We start from the raw sequence: 23,182 nt of genomic DNA, 5'->3' as shown, positions 1-23,182 counted from the left end.
GCCTGTGTGACTCGAGGTCGGCGACATGGGGGTGTCCGAGCCCACGGGATGCCGCCATGTCGCCGACACCGCGTGGATAACCCGCGGACGGGTCCGGTGGCCCGGCTCGCTGCCAGGCCACCGGAACCCGTCCGCCGGTACGGCTCAGGCCGGCGCGACGGCCCGCGAGCGGCGCATGGTCAGCACGTACTCGACCAGCGAGATCAGCACGTGCTTGGTCGACTCCCGGTTGCGGGCGTCGCAGGGCACGACCGGGATCTCCGGGGAGATCGCCAGCGCGTCCCGGACGTCCTGCGGGTCGTGGTACTGCATCCCGTCGAAGCAGTTGATGGCCACCAGGTACGGCAGCCGTCGGTGCTCGAAGAAGTCGATGGCCGCGAAGCAGTCGGCCAGCCGCCGGGTGTCGACCAGCACCACCGCGCCGATGGCGCCCCGGACCAGTTCGTCCCACATGAACCAGAACCGCGTCTGGCCGGGGGTGCCGAACAGGTACAGGATCAGATCCCGGTCGATGGTGATCCGGCCGAAGTCCATGGCCACCGTGGTCGTCGCCTTGCCCGGCACCTGCCGGGTGTCGTCGACGCCCACGCCGGCCGAGGTCATGATGGCCTCGGTTGTCAGCGGCGTGATCTCCGAAACCGAGCCGACCAGCGTCGTCTTGCCGACGCCGAACCCACCGGCGATAACGATCTTCGCCGACGTCACCCGCCCGCTCGGGGCGGGCAGGCGGTGCGACATGTCAGAGCCTGCGAAGTCCACTCAGCACCCTCTCCAGCAGTTCAGTGCCCACCGCGTCGTCGGAGTCGTCCAGGATGGTCGGCTCGTGCACCGCGACCAGGCCGTCCGTCGCCATGTCGGCGATGAGCACCCGGGCCACGCCGAGTGGGAGCTGCATCCGCGCCGCGATCTCGGCGAGCGACTGCACGCGTCCGTCACACAACGCGGCGATGTACTGGTGCTCGCGGCCCTGGCCGCCGTTGCCACTGGCAGCGGCCCGGCCGCGCACCGTCGTCTCGACGAGCGCCTCCAGCGCGATGTCCAGCCGGGGTCGGGTACGACCACGGGTGACGGCGTACGGACGGACCAACGCCCCGGTCGGCTCGTCACGATCGACCATGTCGCCGCTCACCTCCCTCGTGCCCGACACCGGCTGACCCCGGCGGTTCCCGTCGTTGTTGTCGTTGCTGCTTCGCCTGACCCACCGGCCAGCGCGCGGGTCAGCCCATCATCCCCACAGCCGTACGCGGCTGCGGGGTCAACGCGTCGCCCACCCGGTCGACCAGGAGGGCCATCTCGTACCCCACCTGCCCGACGTCGCAGCTGCGGGCGGCGAGCACGGCGAAGGAGGAGCCGTCCGAGATGGACATCAGGAACAGGAAGCCATCGTCCATCTCGACGACGGTCTGCAGCACCGCGCCGCCCTCGAAGCAGCGGGCCGCGCCCTGGGTGAGACTGACCAGCCCGGACGCGATGGCGGCAAGCTGGTCGGCCCGGTCCCGCGGGAGGTCCCGTGACGCCGCGAGGAGCAGGCCGTCCGCGGAGACGGCGACCGCATGCGCGACACCGGGCACCCGGTCGGCGAAGTTGGCCAGCAGCCAACCGAGATCCTGCGTACTTGTCATCCTTGTTGCTCCTTCTGCCCGCTCCCGGCCACCGGCCCTGAGCCAGACTGCGAGGATTGCTGCCCTCCCGGAGTCGCCTCCGGGTTGGTCGGGTTGCCGTCGGGCTGACTGCGCCCACGCTGCACGCCTCGATGGTATGCGGAGAGCAGACCGCGGACGGCCTCCGGCGTACGACGCTGGACCGACCTGGTCGGCTTCTCGATACCGCCCGGCACGAGCTGGGCCATCGGCACCCGCTTCGGCAGGCCCTTGCGGGTGGTCTCCGCCACGGGCACCTCGGTCGCCGCCGAGGCGGCCCGCCACCCGTCGTCGGCCGCGGTCTCCCAGCCGGGTCGCTGCGGGGACCGCCGGCCGGCCATGGCCTCGGCCTGCCCGGGGTGGGGCCCGTCGTCGCCGGAGATTCCTCCGGCTGTCGGTGTTTCTGCCATCGGTGCGTTACCTGTCGTGCCGGGTGCTGGTGTCTGTACGGCCCGCCCGGTGGCGTCGACCGCGGAGAACTGCTGGGTCGCCGCCGCGTTCGGCGCCGGGGCCTGCGGGGTGCCGGCCGCCTCGTCGGGGGCCGGTCGGCGGGTGCGGAACCAGGCCGACTCGAGCTCCCGGAAGATCGGCAGCTCCATCGTCTCGTCCGCGTACCGCTGCGGGGGCTGCTGCGCCTTCGGGGCGCGGGCCGGGTCGGCGCGGGTGGGGCGACCGGTGCCGGCGCGGCCGACACGTCGGTACGCGGCACACGCGGCAACTCGGTGGTCATGTCCAGGGCGGCGGCGAGGCGCTCGGGCACCGGCGGGGTGGCCGGCTCCCGCTCCGGCGCGGCCACCGGCGGCCATGCCGGCGGCGGCTGGGCCGACGACGCCGGCCGGGTGGGCAGCGGCTGGCCGGAGACCGGTGCCGCCGAGCCCGGCTGAGCCGGGTACGGCTGAGCCGGGTACGGCTGAGCCGGGTACGGCTGAGCCGAGACGGGCTGCGCGGAATACGCCTGAGCCGAGTACGGCTGCGCGGAGTACGGCTGGTCCGAGTACGGCTGCGCGGAGTACGGCTGACCCGAGTACGGCTGGGCCGAAACCGGGTGACCGGAGACGGGCTGGCCCGAGACCGGGGAGGCGGAGACCGGGATGCCGGAGACCGGCGGCAACGGTGGCGCGGAGACCGGCGGCGACGCCCAGCCCCGGGTCTCCGGGCTGCTGGGCAGCTGCCGCGGGATGACCGGCTGCGTGCCCGGGTCGCCGCCGCCACGCCGCTGCGGCAGCGGGTCGCCCGGCTGGCCGTGATCGGGCCGCGGGGCGTACGCGTCGCCGCCGGTGGCCCCCGTCAGGTCGGACCAGGCCGGCAGCGACGGCGCGGAGCCGGCCGAGGCGAGCGAGCCGTGGCCGTTGCGCGGGGCCGGGTCGAACGCCCGGCCGCCCAGGGTGACCTGGTTACCGGAGTGTCCGGGCCGGGACGTCGAGCTGTTGCCGAAGGCCGCGAACGCGCCCAGGGTCGGGGCCCCGCCGGGCTGCGGGCCGGACGCGGGCAGCGCCGCCGCCTGCTGAACCCGGCCGGACAGCGCCCGGGGCACCAGCACGGCGGTGGGCAGCGTCACTTCGGCGACGATGCCCCGGTCGGTGCCGGGGCGCAGCTCGACCTTCACGCCGTGCCGGGACGCCAGCCGGGCGACCACGACCAGACCCATCATCCGGGAGACGGCGACGTCCACCTGCGGCGGCGTGGCCAGGCGCTCGTTGAGCTCCGCCAGTTGCTCGGCGCTGATGCCGATGCCCCGGTCCTCCACGTAGAGCGAGGCGCGGTCGCCGACCCGCCGGGCCTCCACCATGACCTGGGAGTCGGGCGGGGAGAAGGCCGTGGCGTTGTCGAACAGCTCGGCGACCAGGTGGACCAGGTCGTTGACCGCGTGCGCGGCGACCTCGATGTCCCGGTCGATCACGCCGAACTCGATCCGGGTGTAGTGCTCGACCTCGGACTGGGCGGCCCGGAGCACGTCGAGCAGCGCCGCCGGCTCACGCTGCACGCGGGTCGAGTCGGCACCGGCGAGGACCAGCAGGTTCTCGTCGTTGCGGCGCATCCGGGTCGCCAGGTGGTCGAGCTGGAACAGCTCGGCCAGCCGGTCCGGATCCTCCTCGCCGCGCTCCAGCCGGTCGAGGTGGCCGATCAGCCGGTCGACCAGGATCTGCGAACGGCGGGCCAGGTTGACGAACATGGTCGCGACGGAGGCGCGCAGCGCGGCCTGCTCGGCCGCCGTCCGTACCGCCTCCAGGTGGACCGCGTTGAACGCCTCGGTCACCTGGCCGAACTCGTCCCTGCTGCGCACCGGCAGCGGCTCGGCGATCTGGTTGGCCAACTGGACCGGGGAAGGCTGGTTGGAGACCTGCGGGTCGCGCAGCCGGGCGACGGCCTGCGGCAGGCCGTACTGGGCGATGTTGAACGCGCCCTCGCGCAGGTCGCGCAGCGAGCGGGCCATGGACCGGGCGACCAGGTACGCGAACAGGATCGCCAGCAGCAGCATGCTGAGCAGCAGGCCGGTCTGGAGGAACACCGTCGTCTGCACGTCGGAGCGGATCCGGTCGGCCTGGCGGACCACGTCGCCGTCCAGCTTGGCCTCGACCGTACGGATCAGCTTGGCGTTGGCCACCATGGCCGCGTCCCACTGGTCCGGGCCGAACGGGGCGTTGGCCATGCTGCCGTCGATGTTGCCGTCGATCCAGCCGGTGTAGTTCTGGGCCTCGCGCCGGTCGCCGCCGGCCACCGTCTGGTCGTGCAGGTCCGCCTCGGCCTCGTTGGCGACTGCCTTGAAGCTCTGCAGGGCCTGCTGCTGGCCGGTGCCGCTGGCGATGTAGTCGGTGCGCAGGACCGGGGTCAGCTCGCGCTGGATCAGCGCCCGGTGTACCACGACCCGGCGGACCGAGAGGTATTCCTTCTCCCGGGCCACGGCGGCGGCGGCCCGCATCCGGTCGCTCAGGTCGTTGTCACCGGCGAGCTGGGTGGCGGAGTCGCGGACCGCGAGCAGGTCGTTGATCAGGCCCTCGTACGCCTGCATCGCGTCGATGATCTTCAGCTTGCCGTTGAAGACCTGGCTGCGCGTGCCGGGCAGGTCCGTCAGGTTCTGGTCGATCCCGTCGAGCAGGCTCTCCAGGCTGCCCGGGAGGCGGTCGAGCTCGGCGCGTTGCCGCAGGTAGGGCGCCTTGTCCTGGTCGACCCGGGTGTTCACCCGGTTGTACGCCTCCTGGTACTGCTCGCGGGCCTGCCCGGCGGAAGAGCCCAGCAGCAGCACGGCCGAGGTGCGCTCGTCCTGGAGGCTGTTGACCAGATCACCGGAGTAGTCGACGAGGCTGGCCAGGCCGCCGGAGCGGTCGGCGTCACCGAGCGTGTTGAGGTTGTCCACGAGACCGCTGGTGCCCACCACGACCGTGGCGATGGTCGGCACGATCATGATGAGACCGAGCTTCGACCAGATCGGCATGTCGCGGAGCCGGCCCGCCGGCCGACGCAGTCGCGACAGGAAGGAGCCCGCCGTCTTCGGCCGTTTGCTCACGTCACCGCCCTCGCGATCTCAGCGTCCGCGCGTTGCCCCGGGCAACGCTCAGCGGCCGACCCCACGGGTCGGACCTCCGAGATTCCATCACGCCGCCATGCAAAGAGAAAGCCCAGGCTGACCGTCACGGACGGTGTGATGAGATGTTGATGCAATTTGCTCGCAATCAGTCTGGCCGGAGTCGCTGACAGTAATGGATCACCCGCATCTCGTCGTCCTCCTCGCCGGCCCCTCCGGCTCCGGTAAGTCGTACCTCGCCCAGCGGACCGGCCTGCCCGTTCTCTGCCTCGACGACTTCTACAAGGACGGCGACGACCCTTCGTTGCCGCGCCGCGACGGCATGGTCGACTGGGACTCTCCGCAGTCGTGGGACGCCGAGACGGCCGTGGAATCGATTGCCCGACTGGCCAGGGACGGCAAGGCCGAAGTGCCGGTTTACGCGATCGGCGCGGACCGCCGGGTGACCACCCGGCCATTCGACGTGGCCGGATCGCCACTTTTCGTCGCCGAGGGAATCTTCGCCGCGGAGATCGTGGAGGAGTGCCGGCGCCGGGGCGTGCTCGCGGGTGCGTACGCGCTGCGCCGCCCACGCCACGCCACGTTCCTGCGGCGGCTCGCCCGCGACCTGGCCGAACAGCGACGCCCCTGATCAGCCGAGCAGCTTGGCGTACGCCGGCTTGATCACCTCGTCGATGATCTGCAGCCGCTCGTCGAACGGGATGAAGGCGCTCTTCATCGCGTTGATGGTGAACCACTGCAGTTCCTTCCAGCCGTAGCCGAAGGCCTCCACCAACAGCGCCATCTCCCGGGACATGGAGGTGCCGCTCATCAGCCGGTTGTCCGTGTTCACGGTCGCCCGGAACCGGAGGTCGCGCAGCAGCCCGATGGGGTGCTCGGCGATGGACGGGGCGGCGCCGGTCTGCACATTGGACGACGGGCAGAGCTCCAGCGGGATCCGCTTGTCCCGCACGTACGCGGCGAGCCGGCCGAGCACCGGCTGCGCGCCGGGGGTGATGTCATCGACGATGCGCACCCCGTGGCCGAGCCGGTCGGCGCCGCACCACTGGATGGCCTGCCAGATCGACGGCAGCCCGAACGCCTCGCCGGCGTGGATCGTGAAGTGGAAGTTCTCCCGCTGGAGGTACTCGAAGGCGTCCAGGTGCCGGGTGGGCGGGAAGCCGGCCTCCGCACCGGCGATGTCGAAGCCGACCACTCCCGCGTCCCGGTGCCGCACCGCCAGCTCGGCGATCTCCTGCGACCGCGCGGCGTGCCGCATCGCGGTGAGCAGGGTGCCGACCCGGATCGGGGTGCCGGCCTCGGCGGCGAGCGCGGCGCCCTCGGCGAACCCGGCGACGACCGCCTCGACCACCTCGTCCAGCGTCAGGTCGCGCTCCAGGTGCTGCTCCGGGGCGAACCGCACCTCGGCGTACACCACGCCGTCGGCGGCCAGGTCGAGCGCGCACTCGCGGGCCACCCGGCGCAGCGCGGACGCGGTCTGCATGACCCCCACCGTGTGCGCGAACGTCTCCAGGTAGCGCTCCAGCGAGCCCGAGTTCGCCGCCTCGACGAACCAGCGGCCGAGCGCCTCCGCGTCGCCGGTGGGCAGCTCGTGGCCGGCCTCGGCGGCCAGCTCGACGACCGTCGCCGGCCGCAGGCCGCCGTCGAGGTGGTCGTGCAGCAGTGCCTTCGGGGCCTTGACGATGTCCTCGGATGAGATTGCGACCATCCCCAGACACTAGTCCGCCGCACCGCGCGGTCACGGACGCCGGCCGTGGCGTCGTCGGCGCGTGACGGGTCGGCCGGTACGGTGACGCCGGTGATGGATCCCCGCGTCGTGCACCGGCTGCGCTGCCCGGTCTGCGCCGAACCGCTCGCCGAGACCACCGCCGGGACCGCCCGGGCGCTGCGCTGCCGCCGCCGGCACAGCTTCGACGTGGCCCGCCAGGGGTACGTCAACCTGCTCGCCGGCCGCGCCCGCACGTCGGCGACACCGCCGAGATGGTGGCCGCGCGCGCGGACTTCCTGGCCGCCGGCCACTACGACCTCGTCTCCGTGGCCCTGGCCGACGCGGCGACCGCCGCGGCACGTCGACTGGCCGCCGCCGGCCCGGTGGACGGCGACGCGGCGGCGCGCCCCGGGGCCGGGGACGACGCGGGCGCCGACCGGCCCGTCGGGGCGTACCCACTGGTCGTGGACGCCGGCGCGGGCACCGGGCGGCACCTCGCTGCGGTGCTGGCGGCGCTGCCGGACGCCGTGGGCCTGGCCCTGGACGTGTCCAAGCCGGCGCTGCGCCGGGCCGCCCGGGCCCATCCGCGGGCGGCGGCGGCGCTCGCCGACACCTGGCGGCGGCTGCCGCTGGCCGACGCGTCCGCGGCCGTGCTGCTCGACGTCTTCGCCCCGCGCAACGGCGCGGAGTTCCGCCGGGTGCTGCACCCGGCCGGCACGCTGCTGGTGGTCACCCCGGCCGAGGACCACCTCACTGAGCTGGTCGACGCGCTCGACCTGCTCCGCGTCGACCCGGACAAGGCCGACCGGGTGGCCGGCAGCCTGGCCGAGCACTTCGACCCGACCGCCACGACGGTGCTGCGCTCCCGGCTGGAGCTGACCCGGCCGGAGGTCGCGACGCTGGTCGGGATGGGCCCGAGCGCCTGGCATGCCGACCCGGCCGTGCTCGCCGCCCGAATCGCGGCGTTGGCCGAGCCGATCGGGGTGACCCTCGCGGTCCGGCTCGGCACGCACCACCCCCGCTGAGCGGCCTCCGGCCCGCCGCTCAGGTGGACAGGTCGACCTCTTCCCAACCCGGCGGCTCTTCGTGGTACGGCCCGCGCAGGACCACCGCCCACTCCAGCGCCCACCGGCGCTGGCCGATCGCGTTCGCGTCGACCAGGCCGGGCAGGCTGCGCCCGCCCTTCTCCAGCTCCAGGTACGCCCAGTCGAGGCAGTAGTGCAGGTCGAGCAGGGCCGCCGCGTCGACCGGGTGCTGGGGCGCGGCGAGGATGCGGGCGCGCCACTGCTGGAAGGTCTCCCCCGCGGCGATCTGCGGCAGCCGCTCCACCAGCCGGTCGTCCACCGGCAACATCGGGTCGAGCTGCTTTGTCAGGCCGAGCACCCAGGCCAGCGCGAAGAGCGCGTCGTGGTGCAGCACGAACGAGCGGTGGTCGCCCCGGCCGCCCGTCACGTACTGCCACTCGGGTGGGGTGACCGCGTCGACCAGGCGCGAGCCGAGCAGCCAGCTCATCGCCGCCTGCGGCGGCATGCCGAAGCAGCGGGCCAGGATCAGGTGCAGCACCGCGATCCGCGCCTCGATGTCGGCGGTCGGCCGCAGCTCGACCTCGTCGCCCGGCTCCCACACCAGGGGGAACTGGCTCGGTGGGAGGGGCAGTCCCAGCCGGGACAACTCGTCCAGACTGGCCTCGCGAACCTCTCGCGGGTCGGGGGCGGAAACGCGCACGCTCATATCCCTGTCAGTCGCCTCGGCTCAGCGCCGCTCATTCCCCCTTGGGCTGCGACAATAGCGGGTCGAAGCGGCGCGCGCACCATGGGCACCCGCGACTCCGGCCGGCTCAGCCGATCCGCTCGATGACCAGTGGCGACACCGCCGGGGCGGTCGCCGAGATCCGCACCGCCCGGGCCGCCTCCGCCAGCGCCGCCGGGATCCGGGCCGCGTGTTCCGCCCGCAGCTCGTACAGGGGCTCGCCGGCGCGTACCGGGTCCCCGGGGCGCTTGTGCAGCACCACTCCGGACGGGAAGCTCACCGGGTCCTCCTTGCGGGCCCGACCGGCGCCGAGCCGCCAGGCGGCCACCCCGATCGCGTACGCGTCGACGGACTCGACGAAGCCGTCCGCGTCGGCCCGGACCACCTCGACCTCGTTCGCGGTGGGCATCGGGGCGTCCGGGTCGCCGCCCTGCGCCCGGATCATCGCCCGCCAGACGTCCATCGCCCGGCCGTCCCGCAGCGCGCCCTCCGGGTCGGCGTCCGGCAGCCCGGCCGCGTCGAGCATCTCCCGGGCCAGGGCCAGGGTCAGCTCCACCACGTCGGCGGGACCGCCGCCGGCGAGCACCTCCACCGACTCGGTCACCTCGACCGCGTTGCCGACGGCCAGGCCGAGCGGGGTCGACATGTCGGTGAGCAGGGCGACGGTACGCACGCCGTGCGCCCCGCCCAGCTCGACCATGGTCCGGGCCAGCTCGCGGGCGTCGTCCACGGACTTCATGAACGCGCCGGAGCCGACCTTCACGTCGAGCACCAGGGCACCCGTGCCCTCGGCGATCTTCTTGCTCATGATCGAGCTCGCGATCAGCGGGATCGCCTCGACGGTGCCGGTGACGTCGCGCAGCGCGTACAGCTTCCGGTCGGCCGGGGCGAGGCCCGCGCCCGCCGCGCAGACCACGCCGCCCACCTCGCGCAGCTGGCGGATGAACTCGTCGTTGCTCAGCGCCGCCCGCCAGCCCGGGATGGACTCCAGCTTGTCCAGGGTGCCGCCGGTGTGGCCGAGGCCGCGCCCGGACAGCTGCGGCACGGCGCCGCCGCAGGCCGCCACCAGCGGGGTGAGCGGCAGAGTGATCTTGTCGCCGACACCGCCCGTGGAGTGCTTGTCGACGGTCGGCCAGTCCACTGCGGACAGGTCGAGGCGCTCCCCGCTGGCGATCATCGCGGCGGTCCAGCGGGCGATCTCCGGCGCGCTCATCCCGCGCAACAGGATCGCCATGGCCAGCGCCGACATCTGCTCGTCGGCGACCAGCCCCCGGGTGTACGCGTCGACCACCCAGTCGATCTGCCCGTCGCTGAGCACGCCCCCGTCCCGCTTCGTCCGGATGACGTCAACCGCCGTGAAAGCACTCACAGATATTCCTCTTCAGTCGTTGCTGAACCGAACGGCGGACCGCGACCACGACGGGATCGGGCCGACCGCGCCCGGCGGAGGGATCAAGCCTGACCGCCGGGAGCCGGGCGTGGTCAGCCCGATCCCCAAGCTCAGCCACCCGCGAGCCGGGCGCGGTCGGCCCCGGCCCCGGCCCCCAAGCTCAAGAGGCCGACCAGCGGATCGGGATCTCCAACGGCGGCTCCCCCTCGCCGGCCCAGAAGATGGTGCCCGAGGCGTCGACCACCACCACCCGGGGGGTACGGGCGTAGCCCCAGGCGATCGCGTCGGCCGGGTCGCCCCAGCTCGGGCCCTCCTCCAGCACCCCGGTCTCGGCGCCCTCGGTGTCCCCCGCCGACCGCTCCCAGTACGCCGTCCAGACCTGCTGCCCGGCGGAGAGATCGGGGTGCACGAACACCGTGCCCCGCCCCCGCCAGGCGGCCAGCCGGTCCGGCACGACGGGAACCGGCTGCTCGCTGGTGACGGCCTCCAGATCGGTCACGTCGAAGGCGTGCGGCAGCAGCTCCGTCATGGCGAGCGGGCCGCCCTTGGCCTCGACCAGGCACTGCGGGCCGCCGTGCTCCCAGAGCAGCTGCCGGCAGCGGCCGCAGGGCATCAGCGGCTCGCCGGTGGCGTCGACGCAGGAGAGCGCGAGGAGCCGGCCGCCGCCGCTGGCGTGCAGCGCGGAGACCACGCCGCACTCGGCGCAGAGCACTACCCCGTACGCGGCGTTCTCGACGTTGCAGCCGGTCACGATCCGGCCGTCGTCGACCAGGGCGGCCGCCCCGACCGGAAACTTCGAGTACGGCACGTACGCGTGCCGCATCACCTCGGTGGCCGCGGCCCGCAGCCGCTCCCAGTCGATCTCCATCGCGCGATACCCCCGTCAGCCCTTGATGTACGGCTTGCCGTCGGCGGCCGGTGCCCGGACCCTGCCGACCAGACCCGCCACCGCCAGGATGGTCGCCAGGTACGGCAGCATGGCCAGGAACTGGCTCGGAATGTTGCTGCCGATCGCGCCGAGGTACGTGGCGAGCTGGTCGGCGAAGCCGAAGAACAGCGCGGCGAGCAGGGCACCCGTCGGGCTCCACCGGCCGAAGATCAGCGCGGCCAGGGCGATGAAGCCCTTGCCGCCGATCATGTTCTTGGTGAACGAGTACAGCGCGAGGGTGTACGACGCGCCGCCGATCCCGGCCACCACTCCGGCGAGCAGGACGTTGCGGTAGCGCAGCCCGAGCACCCGTACGCCCAGGGTGTCGGCGGCGGTGGGGTGCTCGCCGACCGCCCGGGTGCGCAGCCCCCACCGGGTGCGGAACAGCGCGATGTGGATCACGAGCACCAGCAGCAGGCCGAGGTAGAGGAAGATGTTGCTGCGGAACAGCGCCGGCCCGAGCACCGGGATGTCCTTGAGCAGCGGGATCTCCCAGTTGCTGAACCGGGGTGCGGAGTTGTACCTGTCCGCCTCGGGCTGCATCAGCCGTTCGTAGAGGAAGCCGGTGACGCCGACCGCGAGCAGGTTCAGCACGATGCCCATGACGACCTGGTCGACCAGGTAGCGGATGGCGAAGACGGCCAGCAGCAGCGAGATGAACGCACCGCCGATCGCGGCGGCGACCAGGCCGACCCAGACGTTGCCGGAGAGGCTGCCGAACAGCGCCCCGCTGAACGCGCCCATCAGCAGCTGGCCCTCGATCGCCACGTTGACCACGCCGGAGCGCTCGCACAGCACGCCCGCCAGCGCGCCGAAGATCAGCGGCAGGGCCAGCACGAAGGTGGCCCGCACCATGTTGACCATGGGCATGAAGTTGCGCCCGGCCGGCGCGGCCGAGATCTGCCAGCACAGGAACGACAGCACGAACGCGACCAGCCCGACGCCGAGCAGCACGGTGAACCAGCGCTTCGGCACCTCGGCCAGCAGGGCGGCGCCGGCCGCCGCGGCGACGACCCCGAACAGGATCGCGCCGACGGTGCCGTTGATCTCCAGGGCCGCGCCGCCGTCGGTCTCGCTGAGGGTGAACCGGGCCTGCTGGTCGGTCGCCAGGGCGCCGAACAGGACGGCGGCGAGCACGCCCAGCCCGAGCAGCACCGCCCCGATCTTCCGGGTGCGGGTCCAGAAGCCCTCGTCGACCGCGGCGACGGCGACCTCGGGAACAGCGGTGGTGGTCATCGCCTTACCAGCCCTTCGCCAGGCTCGTCTGCAACCGGGCGGCGCGGGCGGCCCGGAGCTGGAAGATCGCCTTCACCAGGGCCGGCGCGGCGATGAAGATGACGATCAGCGCCTGGAGCACGGTGACCAGCTCCAGGGAGATCCCCGAGTACGACTGCATCCGGTTGCCGCCCGCCTGGAGCGCGCCGAACAGCAGGGCGGCCAGCAGCACGCCCCACGGCTTCACCCGCCCGAGGAGGGCGACCAGGATGCCGTCGAAGCCGATCTGGGCAACCACCTGCGGGGTCAGCGCGTCGGCCGTCGAGCCGAGCACCATCTGGCTGCCGCCGAGGCCGCCGAGCAGGCCGGCGATCGCCATCATCAGCACGTACGCCTTGGAGACGCTGATCCCGGCGGTGCGGGCGGCGTCGGGGTTGGCGCCCACGGCGCGCAGCTCGAAGCCGAGCGTGGAGCGGTTGAGCAGCCAGGCGACGAACCAGGTGGCCAGCACGGCCAGCAGGATGCCGGCGTGCACCCGCAGGTTGTCGCCGAGCAGCCGGGGCAGCTGGGCGGAGGCGTCGACGGGCTTGCTGATGGCGTCGGCCCGGGTGGGATCCTGCACGCCGTCCTGAATGATGATCCAGGTCAGGAAGTAGACCGCGACGTAGTTCAGCATGATCGTGTTGATCACCTCGTGGGCGCCGGTGCGCGCCTTGAGGATGCCCGGGACGAAGCCCCAGAGCGCACCGCCGACCGCGCCCGCGAGCAGCGCGACGAGCAGGTGCAGCACCGGGGGCAGCGGCAGCAGGAAGCCGGCCAGCGCGGCGAGGATGACGCCGATGGTGGCCTGTCCCTGGGCGCCGATGTTGAACAGGCCGCCGCGGAAGGCCAGCGCGACCGACAGACCGGTGAAGACCAGCGGCGCGGTGTAGGTCAGCGTCTCGGAGATGGGGCCGAGCGCGGCCCGCCAGCCGGACGCCTCCGGGTCGAAGATCGCGCCCTTGAACAGGTTCGCGTACGCCTCGCTGACGACCGCCCAGCTGGAGTTCAGCGCGTCGGACGGGCGGGCGGTGAGGTAGCCGTACGTGGCCAGCACGTCCGGGTCCGAGACGATGATCAGGACCGCACCGACGAGCATCGCGAGCAACACCGCGAGCACGGTGACGGTGACGGTGTTGGCCGCCCAGAGATTGTGCAGGAACAGCCGGCCCAGCGAGGGCTTGGCCTCCGCCTCGGGTCGCTTCTCGGCCGTCGCCGTGGCGGCCCGGTCGGTGCTGTCGACCGCCGTCCGCGCCGCCTGCTCCTCGGTCGCCGGCTGCTTGTCGGGGGACACCGACGCCGGGTTGGGGTTGGTCATGCCGCCACCCCGCTCCGCTCGGCGCCGACACGGGGCACCGCGCTGTACTGCTGACTCGCTCGCTGGCGCTCGCTCATGCCTTGTCCTCGCTACCGGGGCCCTCGGGGGCCGGGGTCGCCGCGACGGCGGCCGGGTCGGTGGCGCCGGCGGTCGCGTCCGGGGTGATGCCGGCCATCAGCAGGCCGATCTCCTCGCGGGGGGTGTCCGGGCCGACGATGCCGATGATCCGGCCGCGGTACATCACCGCGACCCGGTCGGCCAGGCCGATCACCTCGTCCAACTCGCTGGAGACGACCACGACGGCGGTGCCGACGTCCCGCTCGTGGATGACCCGGCCGTGAATGAACTCGATGGAGCCGACGTCGACCCCGCGGGTCGGCTGGGCGGCGATGAAGAGCTTGAGCGGCCGGGACAGTTCCCGGGCCACGATCACCTTCTGCTGGTTGCCGCCGGAGAGCGTGCCCACCGGCACCTCGGCCGACGGGGTGCGGACGTCGAACTGCTCGATCCGTTCCCTGGCCGACCTCGCGATCGCGTCCGGCTTGAGGGACAGCCCACTGCCGAACGGCGGCCGGTCGTAGATGTCCAGCACCAGGTTCTCGGCGACGGTGAACTCCTTGACCAGGCCGTCGACGCTGCGGTCCTCGGGGACGTAGCCGACCCCGGCGCGGAGCACCTTCTTGGTCGACCAGCCCTGCACGGCCTCGCCGTCGAGGGTGACCGTGCCGGCGAGGACGGGCCGCAAACCCATGATCGCCTCGATCAGCTCGGTCTGGCCGTTGCCCTGCACGCCGGCGATGCCGAGCACCTCGCCCGCGCGCACGGTGAGGTCGACGCCGTCCACGGCCCGGATCTGCCGGTCGTCGTCCACGACCAGGCCGGCGACCTCCAGGATCGGCTTGCCCGGGGTGGCCGGCTTCTTGTCCACGGTCAGCCGGACGCTGCGGCCGACCATCAGCGCCGCCAGCTCGTCGCGGCTGGCGGCCGGCGAGGCGGTCCCGACGGTCTTGCCGCGCCGGATCACGGTGATCCGGTCGGCGATCGCCTTGACCTCGCCGAGCTTGTGGGTGATGAAGACGATCGACTTGCCGGCGGCCTTCAGCGACCGCATGACGGCGAGCAGTTCCTCGGTCTCCTGCGGGGTGAGCACGGCGGTCGGCTCGTCGAGGATGAGCAGGTCGACGTCGCGGGTGAGGGCCTTGACGATCTCGACCCGCTGCTGGATGCCGACCGGCAGGTCCTCGACCACGGCGTCCGGGTCCACCCGGAGGTTGTACCGCTCGGAGACCTCGGCGACCTCGCGCCGCGCACGCCGCCGGTCGAGGAAGCCGGCGAGGCCACCCCGGACCTGCTCGGCGCCGAGCATGATGTTCTCGGCGACGGTGAAGACCGGCACCAGCATGAAGTGCTGGTGCACCATGCCGATCCCGGCCGCGATCGCGTCCGACGGGCCCCTCAGCTTCAGCGGCTTCCCGTCGACCAGGATCTCGCCCTCGTCAGGCTGGTAGAGGCCGTAGAGGACGTTCATCAGGGTCGACTTGCCGGCGCCGTTCTCGCCGAGCAGGGCGTGAATCTCTCCAGGCTCCACCGTCAGGTCGATGTGGTCGTTGGCGACCAGATCACCGAACCGCTTGGTGATGCCGCGCAGTTCGAGTCTCAGCGCAACCTCCGGGAGTGCGAGCGATGAGGGGCGGGGCCGCTGTCAGCCGGTCACCGGGCCGGGCCGGGCGGAATGGAGCGCGGACCGGCCGCCCCGGCGCCGCGGGAGGTCCCGCGTACGTCGAGGCGGCCGGTCGTCATGCCTGGGGTCCGCCGGCCTCCGCCGCCGATGGTCGCGCCACGGCGGCCGGCGGAGCGGTCACTTGGCCGGCTGGGCCTTCGAGGTGACCGTGATGGTGCCGGCGGCGATGTCCGCCTTGATCTTCTCGACCTCGGCCTTCAGGTCGGCCGGGACCTTGCTGTCGAACTCGTGGTACGGCGCGATCGAGACGCCGTTGTTGGCGAGGGTGCCGACGAAGCCCGGGGTGGCCTGGAGCTTCTCGCCGCCGGCGGCCTTGAGCACGGCCTCCTTGACGGCGTCCGGGATGTTCTTGACCACGGTGGTCAGCAGCGTCGAGCAGTTCGGGGTGCTGTCGCAGCCGTCGACGTCCACCCAGATGACCGAGTACTTGCCGCCGGAGGCCTGGGCCGCGGCGGTGGTGCCGAGGCCGGAGCCGCCGGCGACCGGCATGATGATGTCCGCGCCCTGGGCGACCAGGGTGTCGGAGACCTTCTTGCCCTCGTCCTGCTTGGCGAAGTCGTTGGTGAAGGAACCCTTCTGGGTCGCCTTGTCCCAGCCCAGCACCTGGACGCTCTTGCCCTTGGCCTTGTTGTAGTACGCCACGCCGTCGGCGAAGCCGTCCATGAAGATGGTCACCGGCGGGATCGGCAGGCCGCCGTAGGTGCCGACCTTGCCGGTCTTGCTCATCCCGGCGGCCAGGTAACCGGCCTGGAAGGCGGCCTGGGCGGTGTCGAACTGCATCGGGAAGATGTTCGCGACGCCCGGGTTCGCGTCGACGATGCCGAACTGCTGGTTCGGATTCGCCTCGGCGATCTTCTTCGTGGCCTTCTCCATCAGGCCGCCGACGGCCAGGATGAAGTCGCACTTCTGGTTGACGTACCCGGTCAGGTTGACCTCGTAGTCCGCCTCGGCCTTCGACGCGACGTACTTGATGTCGATGTTGCCGTTGGCCTTCTGGGCCTCCTCGAGGCCCTTCCAGGCCGAGGTGTTGAACGACTTGTCGTCGATGCCGCCGACGTCGGTCACCATGCAGGCGCTGTACTTCTTACCGCCGGTCCCGGCGGCCGTGTTGTCGTCCTTCGGGGCCTCACCACAGGCGGCGGCGCCCAGCACGAGGCCACCCGCCACGACGGCGGAGGCGAACCGCATCCCACGCACAGAGCGCAAGACGACTCCTTCCCATTGCACACCGCGTCTGGTTGCGGTGGCAGCCCTTGAACCGATCAGCCTGCGCTGCCGGCATCCCACGTTACGGACGGGAGCGTACGCCCGTGCCCACCCACCGGCCGACAATCGTGCACGACTGTTGGGTGCCTGTTATCCCGGCGTAATCCTTCGGTGGGGGAAATCACTTGGAGTCCCGGCGCATTCGCCCTGGTGGAAGACGGTCGGGGGCGGGTTGGCTGGTTTTCGATCGATCGGGCACGTCGTCGGGTGTCCCGCCCCGTGCGCGGTTCCGGCGCCCGCCCCGCCCCGCCCCACTCCTTCCGCACCGCGGCGTACTGCTCGGACTCCACCTACGGGTGGGGCGTCTGGAAGTGGGGGCCGCGGCTGCCCGCCGGGACCAACAGGTGGTCGTACGCCTACTGCGACTCCGACCTGTACTGGCTGGTCGACGCGTACGTGGAGAAGAGGGACTGAGCTGACCGGATCTCCCCGGCCGACGGCGTCGGCCGGGGAGATTCCTTGTCCGTCACCGCCAGAAGACCGCCACCGCCGCGTTGGCCAGGGTCAGCCCGATGATGGCGAGGAAGTGCCCCCGATTGACCGACTCCCGCTTGCGGGAGAAGAAGACCATCACGAAGATCAGCAGCGCGATCACCAGCTTGGTGCCGAGCTTCGCGGGGGCCGGCTCGTCGCCGTCGCGCAGCGGGGCGGCCAGCCCGATGCCGGCCAGCAGTGCGATGACCGATCCCCAGAGCATGGCCGCGTTGATCCGCAGCCGACCGCTGACGTACTGGGCGACCGCGCCGCCCAGCAGCAGCGCGAACCCGATCAGATGCACGTAGAGAAGTACCAGCCGAAGAGTTTCCACGCGGGCCATCCTCCCCTATCAACGACGGATTGTAGTAGTGGGGCCCGCAGGGTTTTCAGGAAGCGGCCGGCTCCGCCGCCGACAGGGCGAGCGGCCGCCGGCGGGTCAGCGCCGCCAGGGCGAGCCCGAGCGCGGCGCACCGGCGAGCACAACCGCCGGTAACGGGGAAAATCGGTCAGCCGTTCAGCCGCCACACCGGGAAGGTCGGGCCGTCACCGGGCAGCGTGACCGCGCCGTCGGCGTCCGGGCGCAGCGCGGGCGCGCCGCCGTACGCGTTCTCCGCGGCCGGCAGGCCGGCCACCCGGAGCGGGGCCGCCGCGGCCCGCCGGGCCAGCACCAGCACCCCGCCGTCCGGCGTATCGCGGAGGAAGACCAGGGTCTGCGGATCCGCGTGCACCCAGCGCAGGCCGCCGCGGCGCAGCGCCGGCTCGCCGCGGCGCAGCGCGACCAGCGCCCGGTACGTGGCGAGCGTGCCGTGGTCCCAGCTCTCCGGCCGGTGCCACGGCATCGGGGTACGCGACCCCTCCCCGTTCGTGCCCACGGACCTCGACGTCGGCACGCCACCAGACGTCCCCGCCGGCGCGGCGGTCCACGACGGCCTCGGCGAAGCGCGGCTCGCCGTCGCCGGTGGTCCGGACGTGTACCTGCCGCACGTCGGCGCCGGCGGGCACCCGGACGAAGACCGGCACGGTCGCCCCGAGCGCGGGCTCCTGGTCGGGGACGTACGTGGCGGAGCCGTCGTGGTGCGGTAGCAGCGGGGTCGTCATCCTCAGCCCTTGACCGCACCGGCGGTGAGGCCGGAGACGATGTAGCGCTGGAGCAGTTGGAACACCACCACCGTGGGGATCGCGGTGAGCAGGGTGCCCGCCGCGAACATCCCGAAGTTGTTGTTGCGCTCACCCGCCACCAGGCCCCACATGCCGACCGCGAGGGTCTTCGACTCGGTGTCGGTGAGGAACACGTTGGCGATCATGAACTCGTTGATCGTGCCGATGAACGACAGCAGCGCGGTCACCGCCAGGATCGGCGCCACCAGCGGCAGCATGATCCGGAAGAAGACCTGGGCGTGGCTGGCGCCGTCCACCGTCGCCGACTCGTCCAGCTCTCGCGGCAGGGTGTCGAAGAAGCCCTTCATCAGCCAGGTGTTCACGCCGAGCGCGCCACCCATGTAGAGCAGGAACAGGCCCCACGGGGTGTTGAAACCGAGGCTCGGCCACAGGTCGGTGACCGTGGTGAAGATCAGGAAGATCGCCACGATGGCCAGGAACTGCGGGAACATCTGGATCAGCAGCAGCGCGAGCAGACCGATCCGACGGCCGGCGAACCGCATCCGGGAGAACGCGTACGCCGCGAGCGCCGACAGGAGGATCGACACGAAGGACGAGGCCCCGGCGATCAGGAGCGAGTTGAGGAACCAGTAACCGAACGCCGTCTTGTCGAAGAGGTTGGTGAAGTTCTCGACCGACGCCCCGGTCGGCAGTAGCTCGGTCGAGGAGAGGGTGCCGAGCGGGTTGAGCGCCGCCGAGAGCACGAACAGGATCGGGAAGAGGCTGAACGCCACCGCCAGCACCCCGACGACGTGCCGCCAGCCGACCTGCGCGAACCAGCGACCCTTCGATGCCCTCCCCGCGTTCCGGTTGCCGGCGGGGGCGTCCGCGTGGGTGGTCACGAGTACACCTCCTCCTGCTTGCGGGTCCGCCGGAAGCTGATCGCCGACACCGTCGCCACGATCGCGAAGATGAAGATCGAGACCGCGGCGGCCGTGCCGTACTCCGCACCCTGGGCGCCGAAGGCCAGCCGGTAGGTGTAGGTGATGAGCAGGTCGGTCGCGCCGTTGCGCGGATTGTCCGCCGGGAACGGCCCGCCCGCGGTGGTCAGCCAGATCGCGTTGATGTTGTTGAAGTTGTACGCGAACGACGCGATCAGCAGTGGCGAGAGCGCGACCAGCAGCAGCGGCAGGGTGACCGCGCGGAACGACTGCCACGGCGAGGCGCCGTCGACGGAGGTGGACTCGGTCAGCTCGCGCGGTATTGCCTGGAGCGCGCCGGTGGTGACCAGGAACATGTACGGGTAGCCGAGCCACAGCTGCACCAGCAGCACCGCGGCCCGGGCGGACCAGGTCTCACCGAACCAGTCGACGCCCAGGCCGAAGAGGTTGTTGACCAGGCCGAAGTCGGTGTTGAACATGTCCCGCCAGACCAGCAGCATCGCGAACGACGGCATCGCGTACGGCAGGATCAGCAGCACCCGGTAGAGGTTGGTGCCCCGCATCCGGGGCGAGTGCAGGGCGAGCGCGATGGCCATGCCGAGCACGAAGGTGAGCCCGGTGGAGCCGAGCGCGAAGGCGAAGTTCCAGAGCAGCGTGCCGAAGAAGGGCCCGGCGATGTTCGGGTCGGTCAGCACCCGACTGAAGTTCTTCAGGCCGACGTTGACCCGCCAGCCCTGGGCGAGGCGCTCGCCGTCGGCGGCGACGAAGGAACCGGTGGCCCCGTCGGCGGTCCAGGTCTTGCCGGTCTCGCTGTCCGTGACGCAGTCGCAGCCCGCGTCGTACGCCCGGACGGCCTTGCCCTCGTAGGCGCGCGACAGGCCGTTGGACCGGATCGCGCCGCCGGAGGTCGGCACGACCAGGTCGGTGATCTCCTTGCTCCGTACGCTGGCCTGGCCGAAGTTGAGCACGGTGTACCCGTCGGCGGCGGTGACCTTGCCGCCCGGGGCGACCGTGACGTCGCCCGCGTCGAGGGAGCGCAGCCCGTCCGCGTCACCGGCGGAGACCTGGTTGGTCTTCGGGTCGCTCAACAGGAAGACCAACGGGCCGGTGGCCGGGTCGCCCTTGGTGGCGATGGAGAGGGAGTACTCGGTGGAGCCGGGGACCTGCTTCACCGAGGAACTCTGGATCGCGACGATCGCGTCGTCCTTGCTGCCCCGGTGACCGTCACCGAAGTTCGTGAAGGCGGTGCTCGCGGTGTAGAGCACGGGGAAGACCTGGAAGGCGATCAGGAAGAGCGTGCCGGGAACCAGGTACTTGGCGGGGACGTGCCGGCGGGTGAGGTAGAGGTAGAAGAGGCCGGCGGTGGTGACCGCCAGGATCGCCAGGCCGGTCCACTGCTCGGCCTCGACGAGCGGGAACGCCGCCCAGACCGCGATCCCGGCCACCAGACCGAGCAGGACCACCTTGACGAGGAGGCCGGCCGCGGTGATCGGCGCGAGGTTCCGCGCCCCCTGGGACGCGCGCGGGAGCCCGGAGCCGACGGGCTCCCGGCCCGGGGTCCGCGTGGCGGGCCCCGGGCCGGACAGCGATGTGCTCATTACTTGATCTGACCGGCGATGGTCGTGCCGGCGGCGGTGATCGTCTTGGCCGGGTCGGCGCCACCGATGATGGCCGCCTCCGCCTTGCCGAACGGGTCCCAGATCGCGGCCATGGCCGGGATCGCCGGAAGCACCTGGCCGTTCTTGCCGGCCTCCTGGAACTTGGCCAGGTCCGGGTCGGTGCCCTTGACCTGGTCGAAGGCCGCGGTCAGCGCCGGCGGGCGCGGCTCGGCGTTGTACAGCGCGACGGCCAGGTCCGGCTTGGTCACGTAGTTGGTGACGAACTCCTGGGCCAGGGCCTTGTTCTTGCCCTTGGCGGCGACGTAGAACGCCTGGACGCCCACGAACGGCTGGGCCTCCTTGCCACCGGCGAAGCCGGGGACCGGGGAGATGTCGTACTTGATGTTGGCCTTCTTGGCGTCGGCGATGGCCCACGGGCCGGAGACCAGGAACGCGCACTTCTTGCCGGTGAAGGTGGCGATGGAGTTCTCGCCGGTGATGGAGCGCTTCAGCGCGCCGTCGCCCTTCTCACCGAGCTTCGCGATCTTCTGGAAGGCCGCGATCGACTCCGGCTTGCCCACGCCCAGGTCCTTCGGGTCGTAGTCGCCGTTGGCCGCGGTGCCGAAGAGGTAGCCGCCGCCGGAGGTGTACAGCGGGTAGATGTGGTACGCGTCGCCGTTCTGGCCGGACTGCAGGCAGAGGATCTCGCTGGCCTTCTTCTCGGCCTTGAGCTTCTTGCCGGCCGCGACCAGGTCCTCGATCGTCTTCGGCGCCTCGGGGGCCAGCTCGGTGTTGCGAATCAGGGCGATGTTCTCGGTGGCGTACGGGACGCCGTAGAGCTGCCCGTTGAAGGTGACCGCCTTGACGGCGACCTCGCTGAAGGCGCTCTTCTGGTCGGCCGCGAGCTGCACCGGGTCGATGGCGCCGTTCTGGACCAGGTTGCCGATCCAGTCGTGCGCGCCGACCACGACGTCCGGGCCGCTGCCCTGCTGGGAGGCGGTGACGAAGTTGGTCTGCAGGTCCTTGGAGACGGCCTGTACCTCGACGGTCACGCCGTTGTCCTGGCCGAACTTCTCGGCGAACGGCTTCAGGGCGGCGGTCCGCTTGTCGTCGGCCCAGATCACCAGCTTGCCGCCGGCGGCCTTGGGGGACTCCTGCGCGGCCGGCTCCTTCTCGTCGCCGCCACCGCAGCCGGAGGCGGCCAGCGCCAGGCCGAGGACGGCGACCACACCCGCGGTACGGATGCGCATCGGTACTCCTGTCGTCATGGCGGATCCCGCCCGGGGGAGGGGCGGGCCCGCCAGTGGAAAGCTCGTAAGGTTGTTGCTGCTGGCGCCCGGTCGCTGCGCCTTCCCCATGCACGTTGCGGGGACGTTAGCAAGAGGTTGCAGTGAATGGAAGGGCTTGCAGGCGTGTACGCAAGATCTTGCCCGTAAGTTAAAGTGCCGCCATGCGCGCTCGACTGTCCGACATCGCCCAACAGGCCGAAGTCAGCGAGGCCACGGTGTCGCGGGTGCTCAACGACCGCCCTGGCGTGGCCCCCGAGACCCGGCAGGCCGTACTGACCGCCCTCGATGTTCTTGGGTACGAGCGCCCGGCGCGGCTGCGCAAGCGCAGCGCGGGCCTGGTCGGCCTGGTCGTGCCGGAGCTGGACAACCCCATCTTCCCCGCCTTCGCCCAGGTCATCGAGTCGACCCTGGCGCAGAGCGGGTTCACCCCCGTGCTGTGCACCCAGACTCCGGGCGGGGTCACCGAGGACGAGTACGTCGAGATGCTGCTGGACCGCCAGGTCTCCGGCATCGTCTTCGTCTCCGGCCTGCACGCCGACACCGCGGCCAACCACGACCGCTACCGCGCGCTGATCGCCCGGCCGCTGCCGATCGTCATGATCAACGGACATGTGCCGAGCATCGCCGCGCCGTTCGTCTCCTGCGACGACCGGGAGGCCGCCGAGCTGGCCGTCGCCCACCTGGTCGCCCTCGGGCACCGCCGGATCGGCCTGATCACCGGCCCGGACCGGTTCGTGCCGGTGCAGCGGCGGGTCGCCGGCTGGCGGGCCGCGATGGGCCGGCTCGCCGGCCTGCCCGAGTCCGAGCTGGCCGAGCTGGCCGAGCTGTCACTGTTCGGCGTGGAGGGTGGCGAGGCGGCCGCGGCACGACTGCTGGAGCGCGGCGTGACCGGCATCGTCTGCGGCTCGGACCTGATGGCGCTCGGCGCGATCCGGGCCGCCCGGCAGCGCGGCCTGTCGGTGCCGGGTGACCTGTCGGTGGTCGGGTACGACGACTCGCCGCTGATGGCCTTCACCGACCCGCCGCTGACCACGATGCGCCAGCCGGTCATCGCCATGGCGGTGGCCGCGGTCCGGGCCCTGGTCGACGAGATCAACGGGCACGCGGCGCCGCACTCGGAGTACCTGTTCCGGCCCGAGCTGGTGGTGCGCGGCTCCACCGCCGTGGCCCGGCCGGCCGGGGGCGAGCCCGACGGCCAGCACCCGTCGCCGCCTGCGCTCGCGATCCCCGCCTGAGGCCCGGCGCTTCCGGCATCGTTTCTT

20 protein-coding genes and 2 pseudogenes are annotated in these 23,182 nt (G+C 72.0%); 5 read left to right on the top strand and 17 right to left on the bottom strand.

The window, feature by feature from the left end:
• Positions 1 to 144 precede the first annotated feature (144 nt).
• The 4 genes and pseudogenes from JD77_RS16245 to JD77_RS16230 form a co-directional block, all read right to left on the bottom strand.
• Positions 145 to 738 carry a GTP-binding protein gene (locus JD77_RS16245; protein ID WP_145775152.1) on the bottom strand — a complete coding sequence of 198 codons (594 nt, stop codon included), beginning with the start codon at positions 736 to 738 and terminating at the stop codon, positions 145 to 147.
• Between the two features lies 1 nt (position 739).
• A complete protein-coding gene (locus tag JD77_RS16240) occupies positions 740 to 1,117 on the bottom strand; it encodes a DUF742 domain-containing protein (RefSeq protein ID WP_145775151.1) in 378 nt (125 codons plus the stop codon).
• Between the two features lie 100 nt (positions 1,118 to 1,217).
• A complete protein-coding gene (locus tag JD77_RS16235; protein WP_145775150.1) occupies positions 1,218 to 1,622 on the bottom strand; it encodes a roadblock/LC7 domain-containing protein in 405 nt (134 codons plus the stop codon).
• Positions 1,619 to 5,145 (bottom strand): annotated as a pseudogene (locus JD77_RS16230) (sensor histidine kinase). Before JD77_RS16230 ends, JD77_RS16235 begins: the two are co-directional and overlap by 4 nt.
• A gap of 193 nt (positions 5,146 to 5,338) precedes the next feature.
• Here JD77_RS16230 and JD77_RS16225 point away from each other — a divergent pair.
• The gene (locus tag JD77_RS16225; RefSeq protein WP_246140697.1) at positions 5,339 to 5,794 is read left to right on the top strand and encodes a uridine kinase family protein; all 456 of its coding nucleotides are present in this window, start codon (positions 5,339 to 5,341) and stop codon (positions 5,792 to 5,794) included.
• Here JD77_RS16225 and JD77_RS16220 read toward each other — a convergent pair whose 3' ends face one another.
• Positions 5,795 to 6,871, bottom strand: a complete 1,077-nt coding sequence (locus tag JD77_RS16220) for an adenosine deaminase (protein WP_145775149.1) — start codon at positions 6,869 to 6,871, stop codon at positions 5,795 to 5,797.
• 93 nt (positions 6,872 to 6,964) lie between these two features.
• On the opposite strand from JD77_RS16220, the pseudogene JD77_RS16215 reads away from it, so the two are divergent.
• Positions 6,965 to 7,896: pseudogene (locus JD77_RS16215) on the top strand (putative RNA methyltransferase).
• A 19-nt stretch (positions 7,897 to 7,915) separates the two neighbouring features.
• Here JD77_RS16215 and JD77_RS16210 read toward each other — a convergent pair.
• The 7 genes from JD77_RS16210 to JD77_RS16180 form a co-directional block, all read right to left on the bottom strand.
• Positions 7,916 to 8,602, bottom strand: coding sequence for a DUF4272 domain-containing protein (locus tag JD77_RS16210; protein ID WP_211372582.1), 687 nt, complete (start codon positions 8,600 to 8,602; stop codon positions 7,916 to 7,918).
• Between the two features lie 106 nt (positions 8,603 to 8,708).
• Positions 8,709 to 9,989, bottom strand: coding sequence for a thymidine phosphorylase (locus JD77_RS16205; protein ID WP_145775147.1), 1,281 nt, complete (start codon positions 9,987 to 9,989; stop codon positions 8,709 to 8,711).
• A 181-nt stretch (positions 9,990 to 10,170) separates the two neighbouring features.
• Positions 10,171 to 10,878, bottom strand: coding sequence for a cytidine deaminase (locus JD77_RS16200; RefSeq protein WP_145775146.1), 708 nt, complete (start codon positions 10,876 to 10,878; stop codon positions 10,171 to 10,173).
• 15 nt (positions 10,879 to 10,893) lie between these two features.
• Complete coding sequence (locus JD77_RS16195) at positions 10,894 to 12,174, bottom strand: ABC transporter permease (RefSeq protein ID WP_145775145.1); 1,281 nt, start codon at positions 12,172 to 12,174, stop codon at positions 10,894 to 10,896.
• Between the two features lie 4 nt (positions 12,175 to 12,178).
• A complete protein-coding gene (locus tag JD77_RS16190) occupies positions 12,179 to 13,510 on the bottom strand; it encodes an ABC transporter permease (protein ID WP_145775144.1) in 1,332 nt (443 codons plus the stop codon).
• 73 nt (positions 13,511 to 13,583) lie between these two features.
• On the bottom strand, positions 13,584 to 15,110 hold the full coding sequence (locus JD77_RS16185) for an ABC transporter ATP-binding protein (RefSeq protein ID WP_342799688.1): 1,527 nt from the start codon (positions 15,108 to 15,110) through the stop codon (positions 13,584 to 13,586).
• 258 nt (positions 15,111 to 15,368) lie between these two features.
• Entirely contained in the window at positions 15,369 to 16,439 is a 1,071-nt protein-coding gene (locus JD77_RS16180) for a BMP family lipoprotein (protein WP_211372815.1), read from the bottom strand.
• A 297-nt stretch (positions 16,440 to 16,736) separates the two neighbouring features.
• Here JD77_RS16180 and JD77_RS16175 point away from each other — a divergent pair, with 297 nt between their 5' ends.
• Positions 16,737 to 16,931: a hypothetical protein gene (locus tag JD77_RS16175; protein WP_145775141.1), complete on the top strand. Its 195-nt coding sequence runs from the start codon at positions 16,737 to 16,739 to the stop codon at positions 16,929 to 16,931.
• A 52-nt stretch (positions 16,932 to 16,983) separates the two neighbouring features.
• Here the strand turns inward: JD77_RS16175 and JD77_RS16170 are convergent, their stop codons facing one another.
• Positions 16,984 to 17,325 (bottom strand): hypothetical protein, encoded by a 342-nt coding sequence (locus tag JD77_RS16170; protein WP_145775140.1) that lies wholly within the window; start codon positions 17,323 to 17,325, stop codon positions 16,984 to 16,986.
• A 175-nt stretch (positions 17,326 to 17,500) separates the two neighbouring features.
• Positions 17,501 to 17,833 carry a DUF3459 domain-containing protein gene (locus JD77_RS16165; RefSeq protein WP_246140696.1) on the bottom strand — a complete coding sequence of 111 codons (333 nt, stop codon included), beginning with the start codon at positions 17,831 to 17,833 and terminating at the stop codon, positions 17,501 to 17,503.
• 25 nt (positions 17,834 to 17,858) lie between these two features.
• Between JD77_RS16165 and JD77_RS16160 the strand changes: the two genes are divergently transcribed.
• Positions 17,859 to 18,077 (top strand): hypothetical protein, encoded by a 219-nt coding sequence (locus JD77_RS16160; protein ID WP_145775139.1) that lies wholly within the window; start codon positions 17,859 to 17,861, stop codon positions 18,075 to 18,077.
• Between the two features lie 17 nt (positions 18,078 to 18,094).
• Here the strand turns inward: JD77_RS16160 and JD77_RS16155 are convergent, their stop codons facing one another.
• From JD77_RS16155 to JD77_RS16145, 3 genes are read right to left on the bottom strand one after another with little or no spacing between them, the layout of a single operon-like run.
• Positions 18,095 to 18,994, bottom strand: a complete 900-nt coding sequence (locus JD77_RS16155) for a sugar ABC transporter permease (protein WP_145775138.1) — start codon at positions 18,992 to 18,994, stop codon at positions 18,095 to 18,097.
• Positions 18,991 to 20,631: an ABC transporter permease subunit gene (locus JD77_RS16150; protein WP_145775137.1), complete on the bottom strand. Its 1,641-nt coding sequence runs from the start codon at positions 20,629 to 20,631 to the stop codon at positions 18,991 to 18,993. The genes JD77_RS16155 and JD77_RS16150 overlap by 4 nt, the downstream gene beginning before the upstream one ends.
• Entirely contained in the window at positions 20,631 to 21,881 is a 1,251-nt protein-coding gene (locus tag JD77_RS16145; RefSeq protein ID WP_145775136.1) for a sugar ABC transporter substrate-binding protein, read from the bottom strand. The genes JD77_RS16150 and JD77_RS16145 overlap by 1 nt, the downstream gene beginning before the upstream one ends.
• A 200-nt stretch (positions 21,882 to 22,081) precedes the next feature.
• Between JD77_RS16145 and JD77_RS16140 the strand changes: the two genes are divergently transcribed.
• Positions 22,082 to 23,155, top strand: coding sequence for a LacI family DNA-binding transcriptional regulator (locus tag JD77_RS16140; RefSeq protein WP_145775135.1), 1,074 nt, complete (start codon positions 22,082 to 22,084; stop codon positions 23,153 to 23,155).
• Positions 23,156 to 23,182: the final 27 nt, after the last annotated feature.

Source organism: Micromonospora olivasterospora (genome assembly GCF_007830265.1).
Taxonomy (GTDB): Bacteria; Actinomycetota; Actinomycetes; order Mycobacteriales; family Micromonosporaceae; genus Micromonospora; species Micromonospora olivasterospora.
Note: the sequence above shows the minus strand (reverse complement) of the source record. Positions and strands in the feature narration are given on the sequence as shown.